Source organism: Burkholderia orbicola, from assembly GCF_900100915.1.
Lineage (GTDB): Bacteria > Pseudomonadota > Gammaproteobacteria > Burkholderiales > Burkholderiaceae > Burkholderia > Burkholderia orbicola.
Genome location: NZ_FNKW01000002.1, coordinates 585,203 through 600,084 on the forward strand (window position 1 = coordinate 585,203; position 14,882 = coordinate 600,084).

The following is a 14,882-nucleotide window of genomic DNA, read 5'->3' on the forward strand; positions in this document are numbered from 1 at the left end:
TCGTGCCGCCATGTATCAATCGGACGAGCCCGTCCCGCGCGGCCGCTCGATACCGTACGCCTCCATCCAGCGATACAACGTCGCGCGCGACACGCCGAGTTCGCGCGCCGAAGCAGCAACGCGCCCGCGCGTCCGCAGCAACGCGGTTTCGATCGCCTCGCGTTCGATCGACTTGCGGATGTCGGCCACCGACGGCGACGCCGCGTCGAGACAGTATTCGAGCTCGAGGTCCTGCGCGGTGATCAGGCGGCCCTCCGTCATCACGACCGCACGGCGCACGCGGTTGATCAGCTCGCGGACGTTGCCCGGCCAGTCGTGCTTGTAGAGCGCCGTGATCGCATCGGTCGAGAACCCGCGCACGCGATGGCGCGCGTCGCCGCGAAAGCGTTCGAGCATGTGGTGCGCGAGCAGTTCGATGTCCTTGCCGCGGGCGCGCAGCGGCGGCTGGTCGATGCGCATCACGCAGAGACGATGGAACAGGTCGGCGCGAAAACGCCCTTCTTCCATTGCCTCGCGCAGATCGACGTGCGTTGCCGACACGATCCGGACGTCGACCGGCACCGGATCGCTTCCGCCAAGACGGTGAATCGAACGCTCCTGCAGAAATCGCAGCAGGCTCGCCTGGCTTTCGTGCGGCAGGTCGCCGATTTCGTCGAGCAGCAGTGTGCCGCCGTTCGCGGCTTCGACGTAGCCGATCTTGCGCGCGTTCGCGCCGGTAAACGCACCGCGCTCATAGCCGAACAGCTCCGACTGCAGCAGATGCGGCGGGATCGCGCCGCAGTTGACGGCGACGAACGGGCCGTTGCGCCGTTCCGAATGACGATGGATCGCGACGGCCGTGAGTTCCTTGCCGGTTCCCGTTTCGCCGAACACGAACACCGGTGCGTCGGTGCGCGCGAAACGCCGCACCGTATCGAACAGCCGCAGCATCGCGCTGCAGGTGCCGACGATGCCCTTTTCTTCCGATTCGAGCTGTTCGCGATCGCGCGCGAACAGGCATTCCATGCCGTAGGCATGGCCGACCGTATCGGCGATCCGCTGGTGCGACGCCGGCAACGTCACGTAGTCGAAGCAGTAGTCGCGCAACAGCGCCCGCACGTTCGGCGAGGCGGTCTGGCCGACATCCACGAGCGCCACCCAGACGACGTCGCGCATCGACGCGCAGGTCGACGCGATGCTGCCGATCGCATCGGCGTGGCCGCCGCTCAAGTCGAGAATGCCGCAGGTAATTTCGCCGGACGTGTCGCGCAGCTCGCTCGCATGCGCGACGACCGACACTTTCCAGTCGCGGCGCGACAATTCCTTTCGCAGCATCACGGACGGCGACTGCGTCCAGTAAATCAGTGGACGCTGCCCGTTACCGCTCCCCACGCCGGCGCTCTTATCGCGCGTTATTGGCATATTCATAACGAACCATCATTTTCTGCACTCCGCGAACCGTACGCGTGCGCTGCGGCCGGCGGCGCATGGCCGCCTTTCCGCGCTGCGTTTCCGCAGCCTTGGCGAAGATCGAAACTGCACACGGCGAGAACCCCCGGAGGTCGAGCCGAATGTCATCCGGCCTCGTTGTCATCGAACTCGAACGGAATGCGCGGCTACGGGAGCCACGACATTCCGGCTTTGAAGCGACCCGCCGTCAGGCGGGGCACGTCGGCAACGGAAATTCCGTCCACATGTGCGTCGCGTCGTACACGACAGTCGCGCCCGATGCTGAACCGGAGGGCTGCCAAACCGCGCCCGGATTGACCGCCCCATTTCATCCGCACCTGAATCTACACCCCGTTTCGCGTTGGTCTTGTTACCAAACGATAAACCTGAATCAGTCGGTTACGCTGGCCGTGGCGCGGCGCCGTGCGCTTTTGACCACTGAGATTTGATTATCTATGACCATTCCCGTCAATCAGTGGCAAATACTACTTTTCCGCAAGATTGATCCTGGCGATTGCCCGTGATTTCCATCGAAATCTCCCAAAAATCGCGGCGCCGTGTTCGCCGGGCCGCATAATCCCGCCCGCGGCCGGGTAGCCGGATCGCATCGCGGCGGCGCGCGGGCCGCCCGGCCGTTACACGTCGTAATCACCGCGTAATCCTCGACATCGCGCCGCACCGGCTCTTTTCGGCGGATTCGCGCCGGCCCGCGTGAGTCGGCGTGAATACCGGGCGTTGGCGCACGTGTCGTGCGATGCAGCATGATCGCCCCCTTGCGCGGCCGCGCCAGCCGCCCGGCTCGAACGCCAGCCGACGGCTGACAGATCGCGGCGGTCGGGCATGCGCGCGAGCGGCAGCGTACCGACGCCGGACGGGTGCACCGCGCAGGTGCGCGCCATTCCGCTGGAACGCGGCGAGATCGCATGAATCCGCCGACGCCCCGCAATCGGCGGCGATCCTGTGTCACGCACTGCCGCGCACGATCAGCCCAGGATCGCAATTTCCGGTCCCGCCTCCGTCCGTCGTTCGCGTGCGATGTCGTCCGACCGTGCTTCATTGCAGGCCGCCACGATGAATCAATTATGAAAAGGCACCGGCCCGGACGGTGTGTGCTACCGCACCTTGCGACGCTCGCGCGTCATGCGCATCGCCCCGTATCCGGCGCTGGCGTGCGAATCCCGAGCGTGAGTACGCTTTCGAACAGACCGCCGTGCCGCGCATCCGGATGATGAGGATCGCCGCGCTGCACGGAACGATCGCGTCCGTGCGACGCGGCATGCCGAAGGCATCACGCGAGGACAGCATCATGGAATGGCATTGTTGTGAATTCGAACATCTGAGCGCCGTCGATCTCTATGCAATCCTGCGCGCGCGCAACGCCGTGCTGGTGGTCGAGGACGCGCACACGCATCTCGACATCGACGGCAAGGACGCGGGCGCGCTGCACGTCTATGCGAGCGTGCGTGACGGCGACACGACGGAAGTCGCCGCCTACGCGCGCATCCTGCCCGGCGACGACATCGATCCGGACGTCGTGATCGACAAGGTGCTGACGAGCGAAAGCTGCCGCGACGACGACACGCTCGAACGCCTGATCGAGCGCGCGCTCACCGCCGCGCAGGCCGCGTGGCCGGACACCGCGGTGCGCACGCACGTGCCTGCGCCGCGTCAGGCGTTCTACAAACAGTTCGGATTCCGCAAGGCCTACGGTCCGTATCTCGAACAGGGCGCGCCGTTCGTGGGCCTGGTCCGGTCGGCCGACCGCGCGGCCGGCGCGCTGCGTCAGCTGCTGTCGCGAGCCGTTTCGGTCTCGCGCAACGACGACGCACGCGCCGACGGCCGCGCTCACCCTCGACTACCCGCCGATACCGGAGCGAACCGATGACCCGCACCCTTCGCCCGGTTCCCGAACCCGATCTGCCGAGCATCCTGCCGGTAATTCTCGCCGGCGGCTCCGGCACGCGACTGTGGCCGCTATCGCGCGAGCAGTATCCGAAGCAACTGATCGAGCTGGTTTCGAACGAGTCGCCGCTGTCGGCGACAGCGCGCCGCCTGAACGGCATCGCGAACGCGTCGCTCGGCGACACGCTGCTGCTCGTGTGCGGCGAACAGCATCGCTTCATGAGCGCCGAGCAGGTACACGGCCGCTCGGCGCCTGCCCGCATCCTGCTGGAGCCGGCCGCGCGCAACACCGCGCCCGCGCTGACGCTTGCCGCGCTCGACGCGAGCGCGCTCGCGGACGATCCCGTGCTCGCCGTGATGCCGGCAGACCACGTGATCGTCGATGTCGGCGCGTTCCAGGACGCGATCGCGCGCGCGGCGCGTTATGCGCAGGAAGGCGCGATCGTCACGCTCGGCGTGCTGCCGCGCCGCGCGGAGACCGGCTACGGCTACATCCAGGTCGGCGAACCGCGCTCGGGCCGCCACGGCAGCCAGGGCGGCTACGCGATCGGGCGTTTCGTCGAAAAGCCCGATGCAACGCTCGCCGAGCGTTACCTGCAATCGGGCGACTACTGGTGGAACAGCGGGATCTTCGTCACGCGCGCATCGGTCTGGCTGAAGGCGATCGGCGCGCTCGCGCCGGGCATCCACGCCGCCTGCGACAGTGCGTGGCGCGCGGGCATCGCCGACGATCCGTTCTTCCGGATCGATGCGGCGGCCTTCGACGCGTGTCCGGCGGATTCGATCGACTATGCGGTGATGGAGCGCCTCGCGGAACACCCCGAACTCGGCATCGAAGGCATCGTGGTGCCCCTCGCGGCCGGCTGGTCGGACGTCGGCACGTGGGACGCGATCTGGGAAATCATGCCGAAGGACGATCAGGGCAACGTCGCGCGCGGACCGATCGTCTTCGAGGATACGCAGGACAGCCTCGTGCGTTCGGAAGGCCGTCTCGTCGCGTGCGTCGGGATGAAGGACGTCGTCGTGATCGAGACGGCCGATGCGGTGCTGGTCGCGAACAAGCACGACGTGCAGCGCGTGAAGAACATCGTCGCGCGCCTGAAGACCGACCAGCGCCCGCAGGCGAGCGAGCACCGCAAGGTGCAGCGGCCGTGGGGCCACTACGATTCGATCGATCTCGGCGAGCGCTTCCAGGTGAAGCGGATCGTCGTCGAACCCGGCAAGCGGCTGTCGCTGCAGATGCACTATCACCGCGCCGAGCACTGGATCGTCGTGCGCGGCACCGCGAAGGTGACGCGCGGCGCCGACACGTTCCTGCTGTGCGAGAACGAATCGACGTACATCGCCGTCGGCGAAGTGCATCGACTCGAGAATCCCGGCCGGATTCCGCTCGAAATCATCGAGGTGCAGTCGGGCAACTATCTCGGCGAGGACGATATCGTGCGGTTCGAGGATCAGTATGGGCGGGCGACTTGCGTACCGCCGGAACCGGCGACACAGAAGACGGCCGTGCTTGCTGTGCCGGCGGCCGACGACGCACGCTGACCGAACGGGCGTGACGCCCGCGCGTCAGTGCACGACGACGGCCGTCGACACGACGTTCTGGATGAACGGCTTGCCGACCGCCTTGATGAAGTAGGTGCCTGCCCGGCCGTTCGGCAGCGGCATGCTGGTGGTATCGGCCGGATAGCGGCCGGCCAGGCTGAACGTTCCGTCGCCGAGTTGCTCGTACAGCTCGAGATGGTCGACGGTTTCCGCATGGGTGATTCGCACGGCCACGCTCGCGCCCACGGGCTGCGCGTCGATTGCGGTGCAACTCGCGATGCCGGTTTCGAGTGCGCTGCCTTCCTCGTAGTCGTTCCATGTGATCAGCTGAACGAACGGCAGTTGCCGCTGCACGCTGTAGCGTTCGTTGATGCTCCTGAACGTGTCCAGCCAGGTCCGGCCGCACGACGGCGCAAGAAAGCGCGGCGCCGCGGCGCCCCACGATGCCTTCGTATCGTCGAAGCCGCTCCACACGCCGCCGACCGTGATCGCCCCCGGCGGCTGGTTCCGCGCGATGTCGTAGAAGCGCTCGCGATACAGCAGGTCGCGCCGCGTACCGATCGCTTGCGGCGTGGCCCGCGGCGACGGCTGCGCCCATACATACGCGCCCTTGCTGTACGGAAGATCGAAGCCCTGCGCCAACGTATGAATCCAGTAGATGTCGGGGTATGCGGCGTGAATCCGTGCCCAGTCGGCCTTCCCGACCGCATCCATCCCGAACTCGGACACGACCGGATGACCGTCGTAGCGCAGGTATTGGCTCGACGTGAAGTATTCGCGGCTGATGTACGCGAGGTTGTGCAGGATCGTCTCGGTCAGGTCGCAGCCGCGGCACGCATTGAACTTGAAGGAACCGCTGTCGATCATGATCGAGAACGTCATCCCGGGAAACTTCGCCAGTTCGGGCAGCGATGCCTGCCACGCGGTGTCGACGAAATGGCCTGCGCCGTACCAGTCGACGATCACGCCGTCGATGCCTCTCGAACGCATGTCGGCGAAGGTGCGAAACGCCTGGTGGGGATCGTCGGACCGATAGCCGACGTTCACGCCGCGCGGGTCGGGGCCCCACCACGGCAGATAGTGCGCGAGCACCTGCGTGGTGCTGCCCGAATACAGCAGCGTGTGCACATCGATTTTCGATATCGACGACGTGCCGGCGAGCAGCCCGTTCGACGATCCCTTGAAATCGCGGCTGCCGGACGTATTGGCCGGCGCGAGCGCCGCCACCCGCTCGCCGCCATGGCTGGAGCCGGAACCGGCCGACAGCGCCAGCGCACCCAGCGCGACCGCCGCAATACGTCGCAATGCCCGCATGACCTTTCTCCCGCGTGAGTGTCGCGGCGGCACGCCCTAACCGCCGTGCTGCCCGCCGAGCCCCATCCACGACGCAAGCTGGGCCGCGTAGCGCGACGGCGTGTAAGCCGAACAATCGTAGTGTCGATCGGCGGTGTGCAGGTGGCGCCCCAGTTCATCGAGCGCCCCCGTCAGGCCCGCCGGCGAATTCCGGTACAGGATCTTGTTGCCGATCTCGCTGCCGAACGTCGACAGGCTGCCGATCTCGTGCGCCAGTACCGGTAGCCCCAGCGTGGCGGCCTCGACGAGCACGAGCGGCGCGTTTTCGGCCCAGACGGACGGCAGGACCAGTGCATCATGGGCGCGCAGCGCATGAAACAGCTCGCCGTGCCCGAGTCGCCCGGCGAAACGCAGCCGGCCGGCCTCGACCAGATCGTGGTGGCGCGTTTCGAGCTGCGCGCGCAAGGTCCCGTCGCCGTAGAGCGTCAGGGTACCGATACGGTGAAACGCCGTCTGCCGCGCCAGTTCGATGAACTCGTGAATGCCCTTCTCCGCGTCGAGCCGCCCCACATAGGCGAGATCGAACTGCTCGCGATCGCCCACGCGCGGCGGGAACGGCTCCGCCAGCGTGCTCACCGGATTCGGCAGCAATGCGGTTCGCGTGATGCCTCGCTGCGCCAGCGCCGTACGCATGTACGGGCTCGGGCACAGGAACAGGTCGAATACGTCCCGCGGATTGCAATACGCGTACACCGCGTGCCAGTGCAGTTTCTTCACCGTGTCGTGCAGCCGCCCGCGCGGGCTCGCCAGTGCGAGCAAGCGCGCCGGATTCGACAGCGCATCGACCGGAACCGGCACCGGACGCCCGTCGCGATAGGCGAGCAGGTTCGGGTTGTAGAACACCAGATGGTAGTCGTGGCACGTCAGATACGTGCGGAATCCCTGCTCGCGGCGCCGCCGCGCGAGCACCGGCAGGATCGATTGCGTCAGCAGATTGTGATAGTTGTGCACCAGCACGCGATGCGGACGCACGTCGTCGAGCAACGCCGCCAGCGCGTTCGCCGCGGCGCGATTCCAGCCGCGCGTGAGCGCGCCTGCGCCCGCCGGGAAATTGGTCTCGTCGAACGAGGTCACCTCCACGTCCGGGATGTTTCGCAGCACCTCGATGGAGGTCTGGTAGACCTCCTCCGCGCCACCCTTGCGCGCGTAGTCGTTGACGACGACGATGCGCGTCGCTTCCTCCCGGGAGCCGATTGACGACAAACCGTTCAATTCGATATCCCAAACGTGTGTTGAACCATCCGGTATCGCGACATGCCGCCGCAATCGTCGTGCACCACCGTACTCGCCAGCATCATCGCCGCTCCATACTGTTCACTCCATTCGTATCGGCAACGCGGGATCGCCGCGCCGCGCCGTTTCATCCATCCGCGCGTGTCATCCGTTCCCGACCGGGTCCTGCGTCGCATTGACCGGCCGATTGCCGAGCGGCAGATCATCGCGCGGCCGCGACGCGGTCAGGTGATGCGCGAGCCGCACGCAGGGCGCCTCGCAATACCGGTAGCTCAGGTACGACAACGCAATCAAAGGCACGACCGGAACGATCATGTAGACGCCCAGCGGCCATCCGGTCCATCGGTAGTGTTCGCACAGCCAGTAGAAGCCGAACAGCGGGATCGCGTGAAACAGGTAAATCGAGTAGCTGACCTCGCCCAGCTTCGCCATCCCGCGCGCGCGGACTTTCAATACCGTCGCCATCGCCACGAAGATCGCGATGCCGGCCACGTAAGCCAGCGACGACGGCAGATGGTCGACGTTGTGATGCCGCCAGTCGTTGGCCGCCCCGACGAGCGCCACGCCGACGATCATCGCCGTCAGCAGGCCCGCCACGGACCGGTACGTCAGCGTGATGCCGCCACGCCCTCGGCTCACCCGCACCGTGCCGAGCGGTTGGTCGTAAGCCTGACGAAAGCATGCGCCCCAGAACATGATCGCGAGGTGGTACGGCATGGCCTTGTACTGGCCCAGCGTGTCATCGGGAAAGACGTGCAGCGCGACGGTGATCACGAACACCGCACACAGCCCGATGCAGGCGAACGACAGGTCGCGCATCCGGTGCAGCCCGCCCCTCCAGAACAGCACGAGGCAAAGCCCGTAGAAATACAGTTCCGTTTCGAGCGTCCAGTAATGCCCCATGACCGGTTCCTGCCCGAACGCGGTCGGGATCATCGTCGCATTGGCGATCAGCAGCGCCGCGCTCACCGGTTTGCCGAACAACGTCCAGAAGACGACGCAGCCGATCGGAATGGACAACCAGAATGCCGGATACAGCCGCAGGAAACGGCGGATCAGGAAGCGCCGCGTGCCCGGTCCAGCCTGGCCGCGCAAACTGACCGGGATCAGCAGGCCGCTGATGCCGAAAAAGACCACCACGCCGATCCGTCCGAAATTGACCGAGCGCTGCAGCGTGTCGAGCCACTGCTGAGCGCCCGCCAGCGCGACGAACCGCTCGGCGTAGTGTGTCCAGATGACGAGCAGGACCGCGACGGCGCGCATCGCATCGATATGGTCCAGACGTCCGGAGTGTTCGGAATGCATCGTCAGGGTCGCGTAGAAGCCGGGCGGTATCGCCAGATAACGGATGCGTTACCGTAGCACCGCCTCCGTGCGCCGACTGTTCGACATGTGACACAGCCCGGCCCGGATCGAATCACGCCGGCGACTCCGCGTTGATGATCGTCGCCGCCGTCGCGCGACGCGATTCGAGCCCCTTGACGAATTCGCTGCACAGCCCGACCACCGCGTCGGCGGCATGCGAACCGAACACGCTGTGATCGAGATCGTCGAGCACGACGGCGCGCGCGCCGGCAAATCGCGACAGCCGCTTGCCGCGCGGCCCGAAATACATCGTCACCAGATCGAGGCTGCTGTCGTATGCACCGCAGACGAACAACGCGCTCACCTCCTTGCGCTGCAGCGTACGCAGGATATCGTGCGGATCGACCGGCATCGTCTCCGCGCACGACCAGCCGGCGATCCGGCGTCGCCACGCGCCGATCCGCACCGCCAGCGCCGTGGTCGAGCGCTTCAGCACGAGCCGGACGAACGGCATGATCTTTCGATCGCCGCTCAGCACCTGCTTCCACTTCTTCAGCTCGAAGAACGAGGAGCGGTAACCGGCCATCGAATTGGGGCGATGCTGGCGCAGCGCATCGGTCGAGATGCCGTCGGGCACGTGGAAGCGCTGCAGGTTCACCGATATGACGCCAGACAGCGCGCGTCCCGCGAGCGCCGCACGCAATGCGCTGTATGCGCCCGAGCAGATGCCGAACGACACGACCTGTCGATACCCCTGCTCCTTCAACCAGTGCGCGGCCGTCGCGACGTCCTCGACGACGGCGCTCGAATAGACCGGCTGGCGCTCATCTTGCGGCGAACCGGCGCCGTGCACCGGCGAGCTGTCGCCGATCCCACGTCCGTCGAAGCGCAGCGACGCGATGCCGCGACGCGCCAGCTCACGGGCAATCCGCACCGACAGCCGGCTGTCGCCGACGTGCGGACTGGCCGACGTGTTCGTGATCAGCAGCACCGGCCCACGGTCGTGCATCTCGTGCGGCGTGCACAGGATGCCGAACAGGCGGCCGGCCACGCCGAATCTGACCGGCCGCTCGCATGCTTCGGGCGTGCGCAGCATCAGGTCGGGTTCCCAGTCCGTTTTCAACACGGCGCACGACGACGGCCCCTGCCGGCCATCGGTGGCCGCGATCCAGTCGACCACGGCATCGAATACGCGCGTCGGCAAGCTGGAGAACGTCGTCTCCTGCATGAACGCCGCATAGCCTTCGAACGGCCTTTGCTCGACTTTGCCGCCCAGCGCTTCGAGCCGCTTCTGCAGCGCGTCGGTGCCGCCGGCGCTCATGTCGACGATCAGCGTTCTCGACGCCGGCGCACCGGTGCGGTCCTTCAACGCGTCGATCGCGTCGAATGCATTGAGCCGCGTACGGAACGCCGCACTGTAGACCTGCCCGAGCACGTTGAGCGGCGCGTCTTTCGGCTGGGCCGCGCGCAACGGCGCCGGCAACTGGTCGAGCCAGATATTGCGCATGATCGACAGTTCGCGCACGTAGCTGCGTCCGCTTGCCACCGGCGCCAGCAACACGAGCTGGTCGACTTCGCATCGGTCCGCCGCCAGCAACGCGAATGCCGCGCCCAGCCGCAGGCCGCACAGCGTCACCCGTGCGACGCCGGTTTCCTCGCGCAATCGCGCGATGGCCGCGCACACGTCGTCGACGGCCGTTTCGAACTGGTCGTTCGCGCCATCGGCCCCTGCGGAATCGCCGGTGCCGCGGTAATCGAAACGCAACACCGGCATTCCGCTCGCCGACAGGCGATCCGCCAGATTCCGCATGCCGCCGTGACTCCAGACGGATTCGTGTCCGTAAGCGTTGCACAGGACGACGCCCCGCGTCCCGTTGCCCGGATGCAGCCATCCGAACCGTCCGCCAAATATGATCGGTCTCATTTTCTATTAGGTATCGGTGAAGAATGGGTACGGCGTCCGACGGCCCGACTGCTGAATCGATCGGCCGCCGGACGGCAAATCGCTCGCGGAAGCCTTTCCCCTTTCCGGTATCCATGCCGCACATGCAAGGTCCGGAAGCCGGCCGGCCGCGAGCCGTTCGAATCACACCATCGAGGCCCTCCTCTTCGTTGCGGCGCCCGTCACGACGGGCTACCGGCCGGCGGCGCGATCAGCTCGCGCCACCGACGATCGAATACCGGCATGCTGAAATGCTGCTCGCAGTAGGCGGCGAAGCGTGTGGCCGCCGCCACGACGCGATCCAGATCCGCGGCCGGATCGGCGACGAACCGCTCCAGTCGCGCGTCGCTCATCGCAAGCGCCTCGTCGTGGAATCCCAGCCCCTCGAAGGCGGCTTCGTTGCCGACCGGCACGCAACCGTACGAAACCGCCTCCAGCACCTTCGACTTGATGCCGCCGCGCAGAAACGCAGGACACAACGCGATCGAGCACCCGGTGTAGACATCCGCCTGGGTCGGCGCGAATCCGGCGAATTCGACGTTCGGAACGGGCGCGTACCGGCCGGCCATGCGCCCGTAGATCACGAGCGGCGTAGCCGGCCGGATACGCGCCCACAACGCCACCAGGTATTCGATCGCGAGGCGGTTCTGCAACTGCCGGTCCGAACCGATGAAGACGAACCGGAACGGCGCCGTCGGACGCCGCATCGGCACCAGCGCATGCATCGGCGGCGCGATCACGTGCGTCTTCACGGCCTCGTCGTTCGTGAGGGACCGCCGCAGCGACTGCGCGTCCTCCGTCGAAACCAGCGTAACGGCATGCGACGAGTCGATCGCCGCGCGCTCCTGCCGTTTCAGCGCGAACGCTTCATAGCCGAGGAATGCGTTGCGAACCAGCCTCGCGTTGGCGAGCCTGACGAACGGCCCCGGAATCGACTTCTCCAGATATCCGGCCGACAACGGAAAATCCTGTTCGCGCAGGATGTTCGCGCGGCGCGACATGAGGTCGTCGAAATCCACGACGATCCGGCAGCCCGGCACACTGCGCCGCACCAGGATCGCGTAATCGACGAGCCGGATGCCGTCGAAATAGATCACGTCCGGCTTGATCGTCTCGACGGCGCGCAGCAGCGCCGTGCGCTTGCGCGGATGCGAGAACATCGCCACCTGAAGCGCACACGGCGCGCCGCGCAACACGCTCCATCCGATCCGCACCGCGGCTCCGATCTTCGCGCGCCAGCCGCCGTCCTCGAACACCGACCGGATCTTGAATTCGGTCACGTCCATGTGGTCGCCGATCGCCTTCCGGATGAAGCTCAGCGTGCGCTCACGCCCGTTCGATACGTCCTGCGGAATGTCCCGCGTCATCACCATCAGCACCCGGTTTTTCACGAGCGACCTCCCCAACGATTCGAAACCTTCCCGATTCCTTGCCCCGCCGGCGCATGCCAGCGCACGCGCGCGGCCCGTTGCCGGCACGGCGAACGACCGCCCGCGCACCCGCTCACGGCCGCTCCCGGTTGAACGCGAGATTGCCGAGCACCACGCACCAGAACAGGACGAGCGACACCGCAATGCCCGTCGACGGCGCATACATCACCAGCGCGCGCGGCATGACGAACGGCGCGGCGACGATCGCCGCGACGATCAGCACCTGCTTGATCATGATGAGCCGGTAGCGGCGCACGGCCAGGAGCCACGTGCTAAGCCCCGCATCGACGAACGTGGCGATCGCGCAGCCGGTCGCGTAGATCATGATCGGCACGCCCTGCACGAACGCGGGCCCGTAGATCATCAGGAACACCTTGCGGCCGACGAAGTAGCTGCCGACCCACGCGATACAGCCGACGAGGCCGAGATACAGGCCGAGCTTCAACGCCTTGGCGCGCACGAGCGGCTCGGTCCGCGCCGAAAAGACCATGCTCGGCGCCAATGCCAGCGCCAGCGTCGTGCCGACCGAATTCCATTGTTCGACCAACGACGCCGCCGACGCATAGATGCCGAGATCGGCCTTGGACACCAGCACGCCGAGCAGCAGCCGGTCCATGCGCAGTACCAGCACGCTGGCCGCGATGGCCGGCCAGATCCGCAGCCCGCGCACGACCAGCGCTTTCGTGACGGCCGCGCTGCCGCGAAACGATTTCGGCGACTTCAACGCCAGTTCCCGATAGCGGCTGAACGGTGCCGCGGCCGCCACGCAGGCTTCGAGCGGCCACGCGAACGCGGCGACGATCACGCCCAGCGACGCGTGTGCCGCGATGTACAGCCACAGCACGCGCACACAGCTGGCGTACGCCCTCGCCCGCGTGATCACCCATGGTTTCGATTCGGCATAGGCCATCAGCGAACCGAGCGCGATCGGCTCCACGATCAACGCGAAGGCCGCGATCAACGTGAGCTCGGATACGCTCGACGGCCGCATGACGATCACCACGATCCCCATGAACAGCAGCATGACGGCCAGCGTGAGCGTGAGCCGCAGGCGGAACGCACGGTAGACGACCATGTGCCGCAGGCGCGGGTGCTTGCCGAGGATGGGCTGGATCACCTGTGCGCCGAAAATCAGCGCGACGCTGCCGATCACGTAGGCCAGCGACAACGCGAACTGCAGCTCGCCGAACAGCCGCGCGCCGTAGATGTTCGCGAACAGGTGATTGCTCGCGATCGCCGCGAGCGCCCCGATGATCTTTTCGCACACCACGCCCGCGAACGACGAAAACAGGAGCCTGATGAACGCGTTCAAGATGTCCCCGTCCGCATCGCATCGGCGTGCACGCGCCGCGCGTCGATGCAATGCCACCAGATCAGCGCGATCGCCAGGTAGAACAGCGTGCGCGCACCGAACAGCGTCCAGTAATCACCCTGCTGCATCGCATAGGTCGCGTAGGCAAAGATCTTCGTGGCGAGCCACAGCATCACGACCCCGCCGCGCATCGCGACCAGGATCAGCATCGCGCTCGCCACGCCGTAGATCGCGCCCGTCAGCGCAATGAAGAGCGCGCCGCCCGCATAGCCGAACCAGTAGACCGGCACTGCCATGTTGCCCATCGTGAACGTCACGTCGTCGAACACGTAGGCCTTCAGGATGTCGGGCGTGCCGTACGACAGCATCAGGTCGCGCAACCCGCTCACCGGCGCGTCGCTGAAGAACGTCGGCTCGGTGAACGAGCCCAGCGAATCGATGAAGCGGCCGAACGCCGCCATGCCCCCGAACGTCGGCGCGCCGAACAGGTGTGCGTCGCCGTCCACCACGTACCACGCCTGCCCCTGCTCGAGAAACCGCGACACCACCGTTTCGGCGATGTCGAGCCCTTGCCCCCGGTATGCGTAGAACACCGACACGCTGCCGATCACGAGCGCGATGACCGAGCCGATTCCCAGGTAACGCATGACCGGCTTGCCGTTCATCGCGTGGATCGCGATGAACGGGATCAGGACCGTCAGGCAAACGTGCAGCACGGCCATGAACTGTTCGCCGTGCAACGCCTCGAGCACCAGATCGACGACGATCAGGCACACGGACGTCCAGCGCACGACCCGGTTCGAACTCGTGCAGAAGGTGCCGAGCAGCACCGCGACGAACGTCTGGTTGTTCAGGAACAGGTTGAACAGCGTGCTGTTCGACGCGTCGTTGCGCAGCGCGTAGCGGTTCACGCCGCTCAGCACCGCGAAGCCGCCGGTCAGGCCGGCCAGCACGCCCGTCGCGAGGATCGCGCCGACCAGCCCCAGCCCGAGCGCCACGCTGACCGGCTGAAGCGTCATCCGCGCACGGATCGGCGGGTGGACGGCGCGCGCGTTCAGAAGCCGGTCGAACGTGAACAGTGCGCACGCGACGAAAATGACATAGAACGACAGCAGCCGGCTGAACGCACCGTTCGCGACGCCGAAGATGTCCGTTTCCCGCAGGAAACCGCCGGATTCGATCCCCACGCCGGCGACGAATGCGGTCAGGCCGATCACGAGCGTGTACAGGATCGACACGGCGAATACCGGGCGCGCGACGATCAGCGCGATCAACCCCGCGACCGCCACCAGCAATGTGCAGGTCGCGCTCGGCTCCATCTCGCCGAGCGCCGGCAGCATCGCATTGACGCTCAACGCAAGCACGAGCAGCGTCGACACGGTCATACCCGTGAGCGCCGCGGTCCGGCCGTCGGCCCGAATCGTTCGCATCG

At 66.5% G+C, this 14,882-nt stretch carries 10 protein-coding genes; 2 read left to right on the forward strand and 8 right to left on the reverse strand.

Features of this window, described 5'->3' with window-relative positions:
* Positions 1-15: 15 nt before the first annotated feature.
* Positions 16-1,407 carry a sigma-54 dependent transcriptional regulator gene (locus BLS50_RS19515; RefSeq protein WP_034196362.1) on the reverse strand — a complete coding sequence of 464 codons (1,392 nt, stop codon included), beginning with the start codon at positions 1,405-1,407 and terminating at the stop codon, positions 16-18.
* 1,327 nt (positions 1,408-2,734) lie between these two features.
* Between BLS50_RS19515 and BLS50_RS19525 the strand changes: the two genes are divergently transcribed.
* Positions 2,735-3,313 carry a GNAT family protein gene (locus BLS50_RS19525; protein ID WP_011547863.1) on the forward strand — a complete coding sequence of 193 codons (579 nt, stop codon included), beginning with the start codon at positions 2,735-2,737 and terminating at the stop codon, positions 3,311-3,313.
* Entirely contained in the window at positions 3,310-4,875 is a 1,566-nt protein-coding gene (locus BLS50_RS19530; RefSeq protein ID WP_051656974.1) for a mannose-1-phosphate guanylyltransferase/mannose-6-phosphate isomerase, read from the forward strand. Before BLS50_RS19525 ends, BLS50_RS19530 begins: the two co-directional genes overlap by 4 nt.
* Before the next feature lie 24 nt (positions 4,876-4,899).
* Here BLS50_RS19530 and BLS50_RS19535 read toward each other — a convergent pair whose 3' ends face one another.
* The 7 genes from BLS50_RS19535 to BLS50_RS19565 all read right to left on the reverse strand — a co-directional run bounded on the left by BLS50_RS19535 (position 4,900) and on the right by BLS50_RS19565 (position 14,880).
* Positions 4,900-6,189 carry a glycoside hydrolase family 71/99 protein gene (locus BLS50_RS19535; RefSeq protein ID WP_074803563.1) on the reverse strand — a complete coding sequence of 430 codons (1,290 nt, stop codon included), beginning with the start codon at positions 6,187-6,189 and terminating at the stop codon, positions 4,900-4,902.
* Positions 6,190-6,225: 36 nt separating this feature from the next.
* A complete protein-coding gene (locus BLS50_RS19540; protein WP_006479197.1) occupies positions 6,226-7,440 on the reverse strand; it encodes a glycosyltransferase in 1,215 nt (404 codons plus the stop codon).
* Between the two features lie 165 nt (positions 7,441-7,605).
* Positions 7,606-8,766, reverse strand: coding sequence for an acyltransferase family protein (locus BLS50_RS19545; protein ID WP_074803565.1), 1,161 nt, complete (start codon positions 8,764-8,766; stop codon positions 7,606-7,608).
* Between the two features lie 112 nt (positions 8,767-8,878).
* Positions 8,879-10,690, reverse strand: coding sequence for an alpha/beta hydrolase (locus tag BLS50_RS19550; protein ID WP_074803569.1), 1,812 nt, complete (start codon positions 10,688-10,690; stop codon positions 8,879-8,881).
* A 200-nt stretch (positions 10,691-10,890) separates the two neighbouring features.
* A complete protein-coding gene (locus tag BLS50_RS19555) occupies positions 10,891-12,099 on the reverse strand; it encodes a glycosyltransferase (protein ID WP_176934260.1) in 1,209 nt (402 codons plus the stop codon).
* 112 nt (positions 12,100-12,211) lie between these two features.
* Positions 12,212-13,450, reverse strand: coding sequence for an MATE family efflux transporter (locus tag BLS50_RS19560; protein WP_053525860.1), 1,239 nt, complete (start codon positions 13,448-13,450; stop codon positions 12,212-12,214).
* On the reverse strand, positions 13,447-14,880 hold the full coding sequence (locus BLS50_RS19565; protein WP_069231890.1) for a DUF6418 domain-containing protein: 1,434 nt from the start codon (positions 14,878-14,880) through the stop codon (positions 13,447-13,449). Before BLS50_RS19565 ends, BLS50_RS19560 begins: the two co-directional genes overlap by 4 nt.
* Between the last annotated feature and the right edge of the window lie 2 nt (positions 14,881-14,882).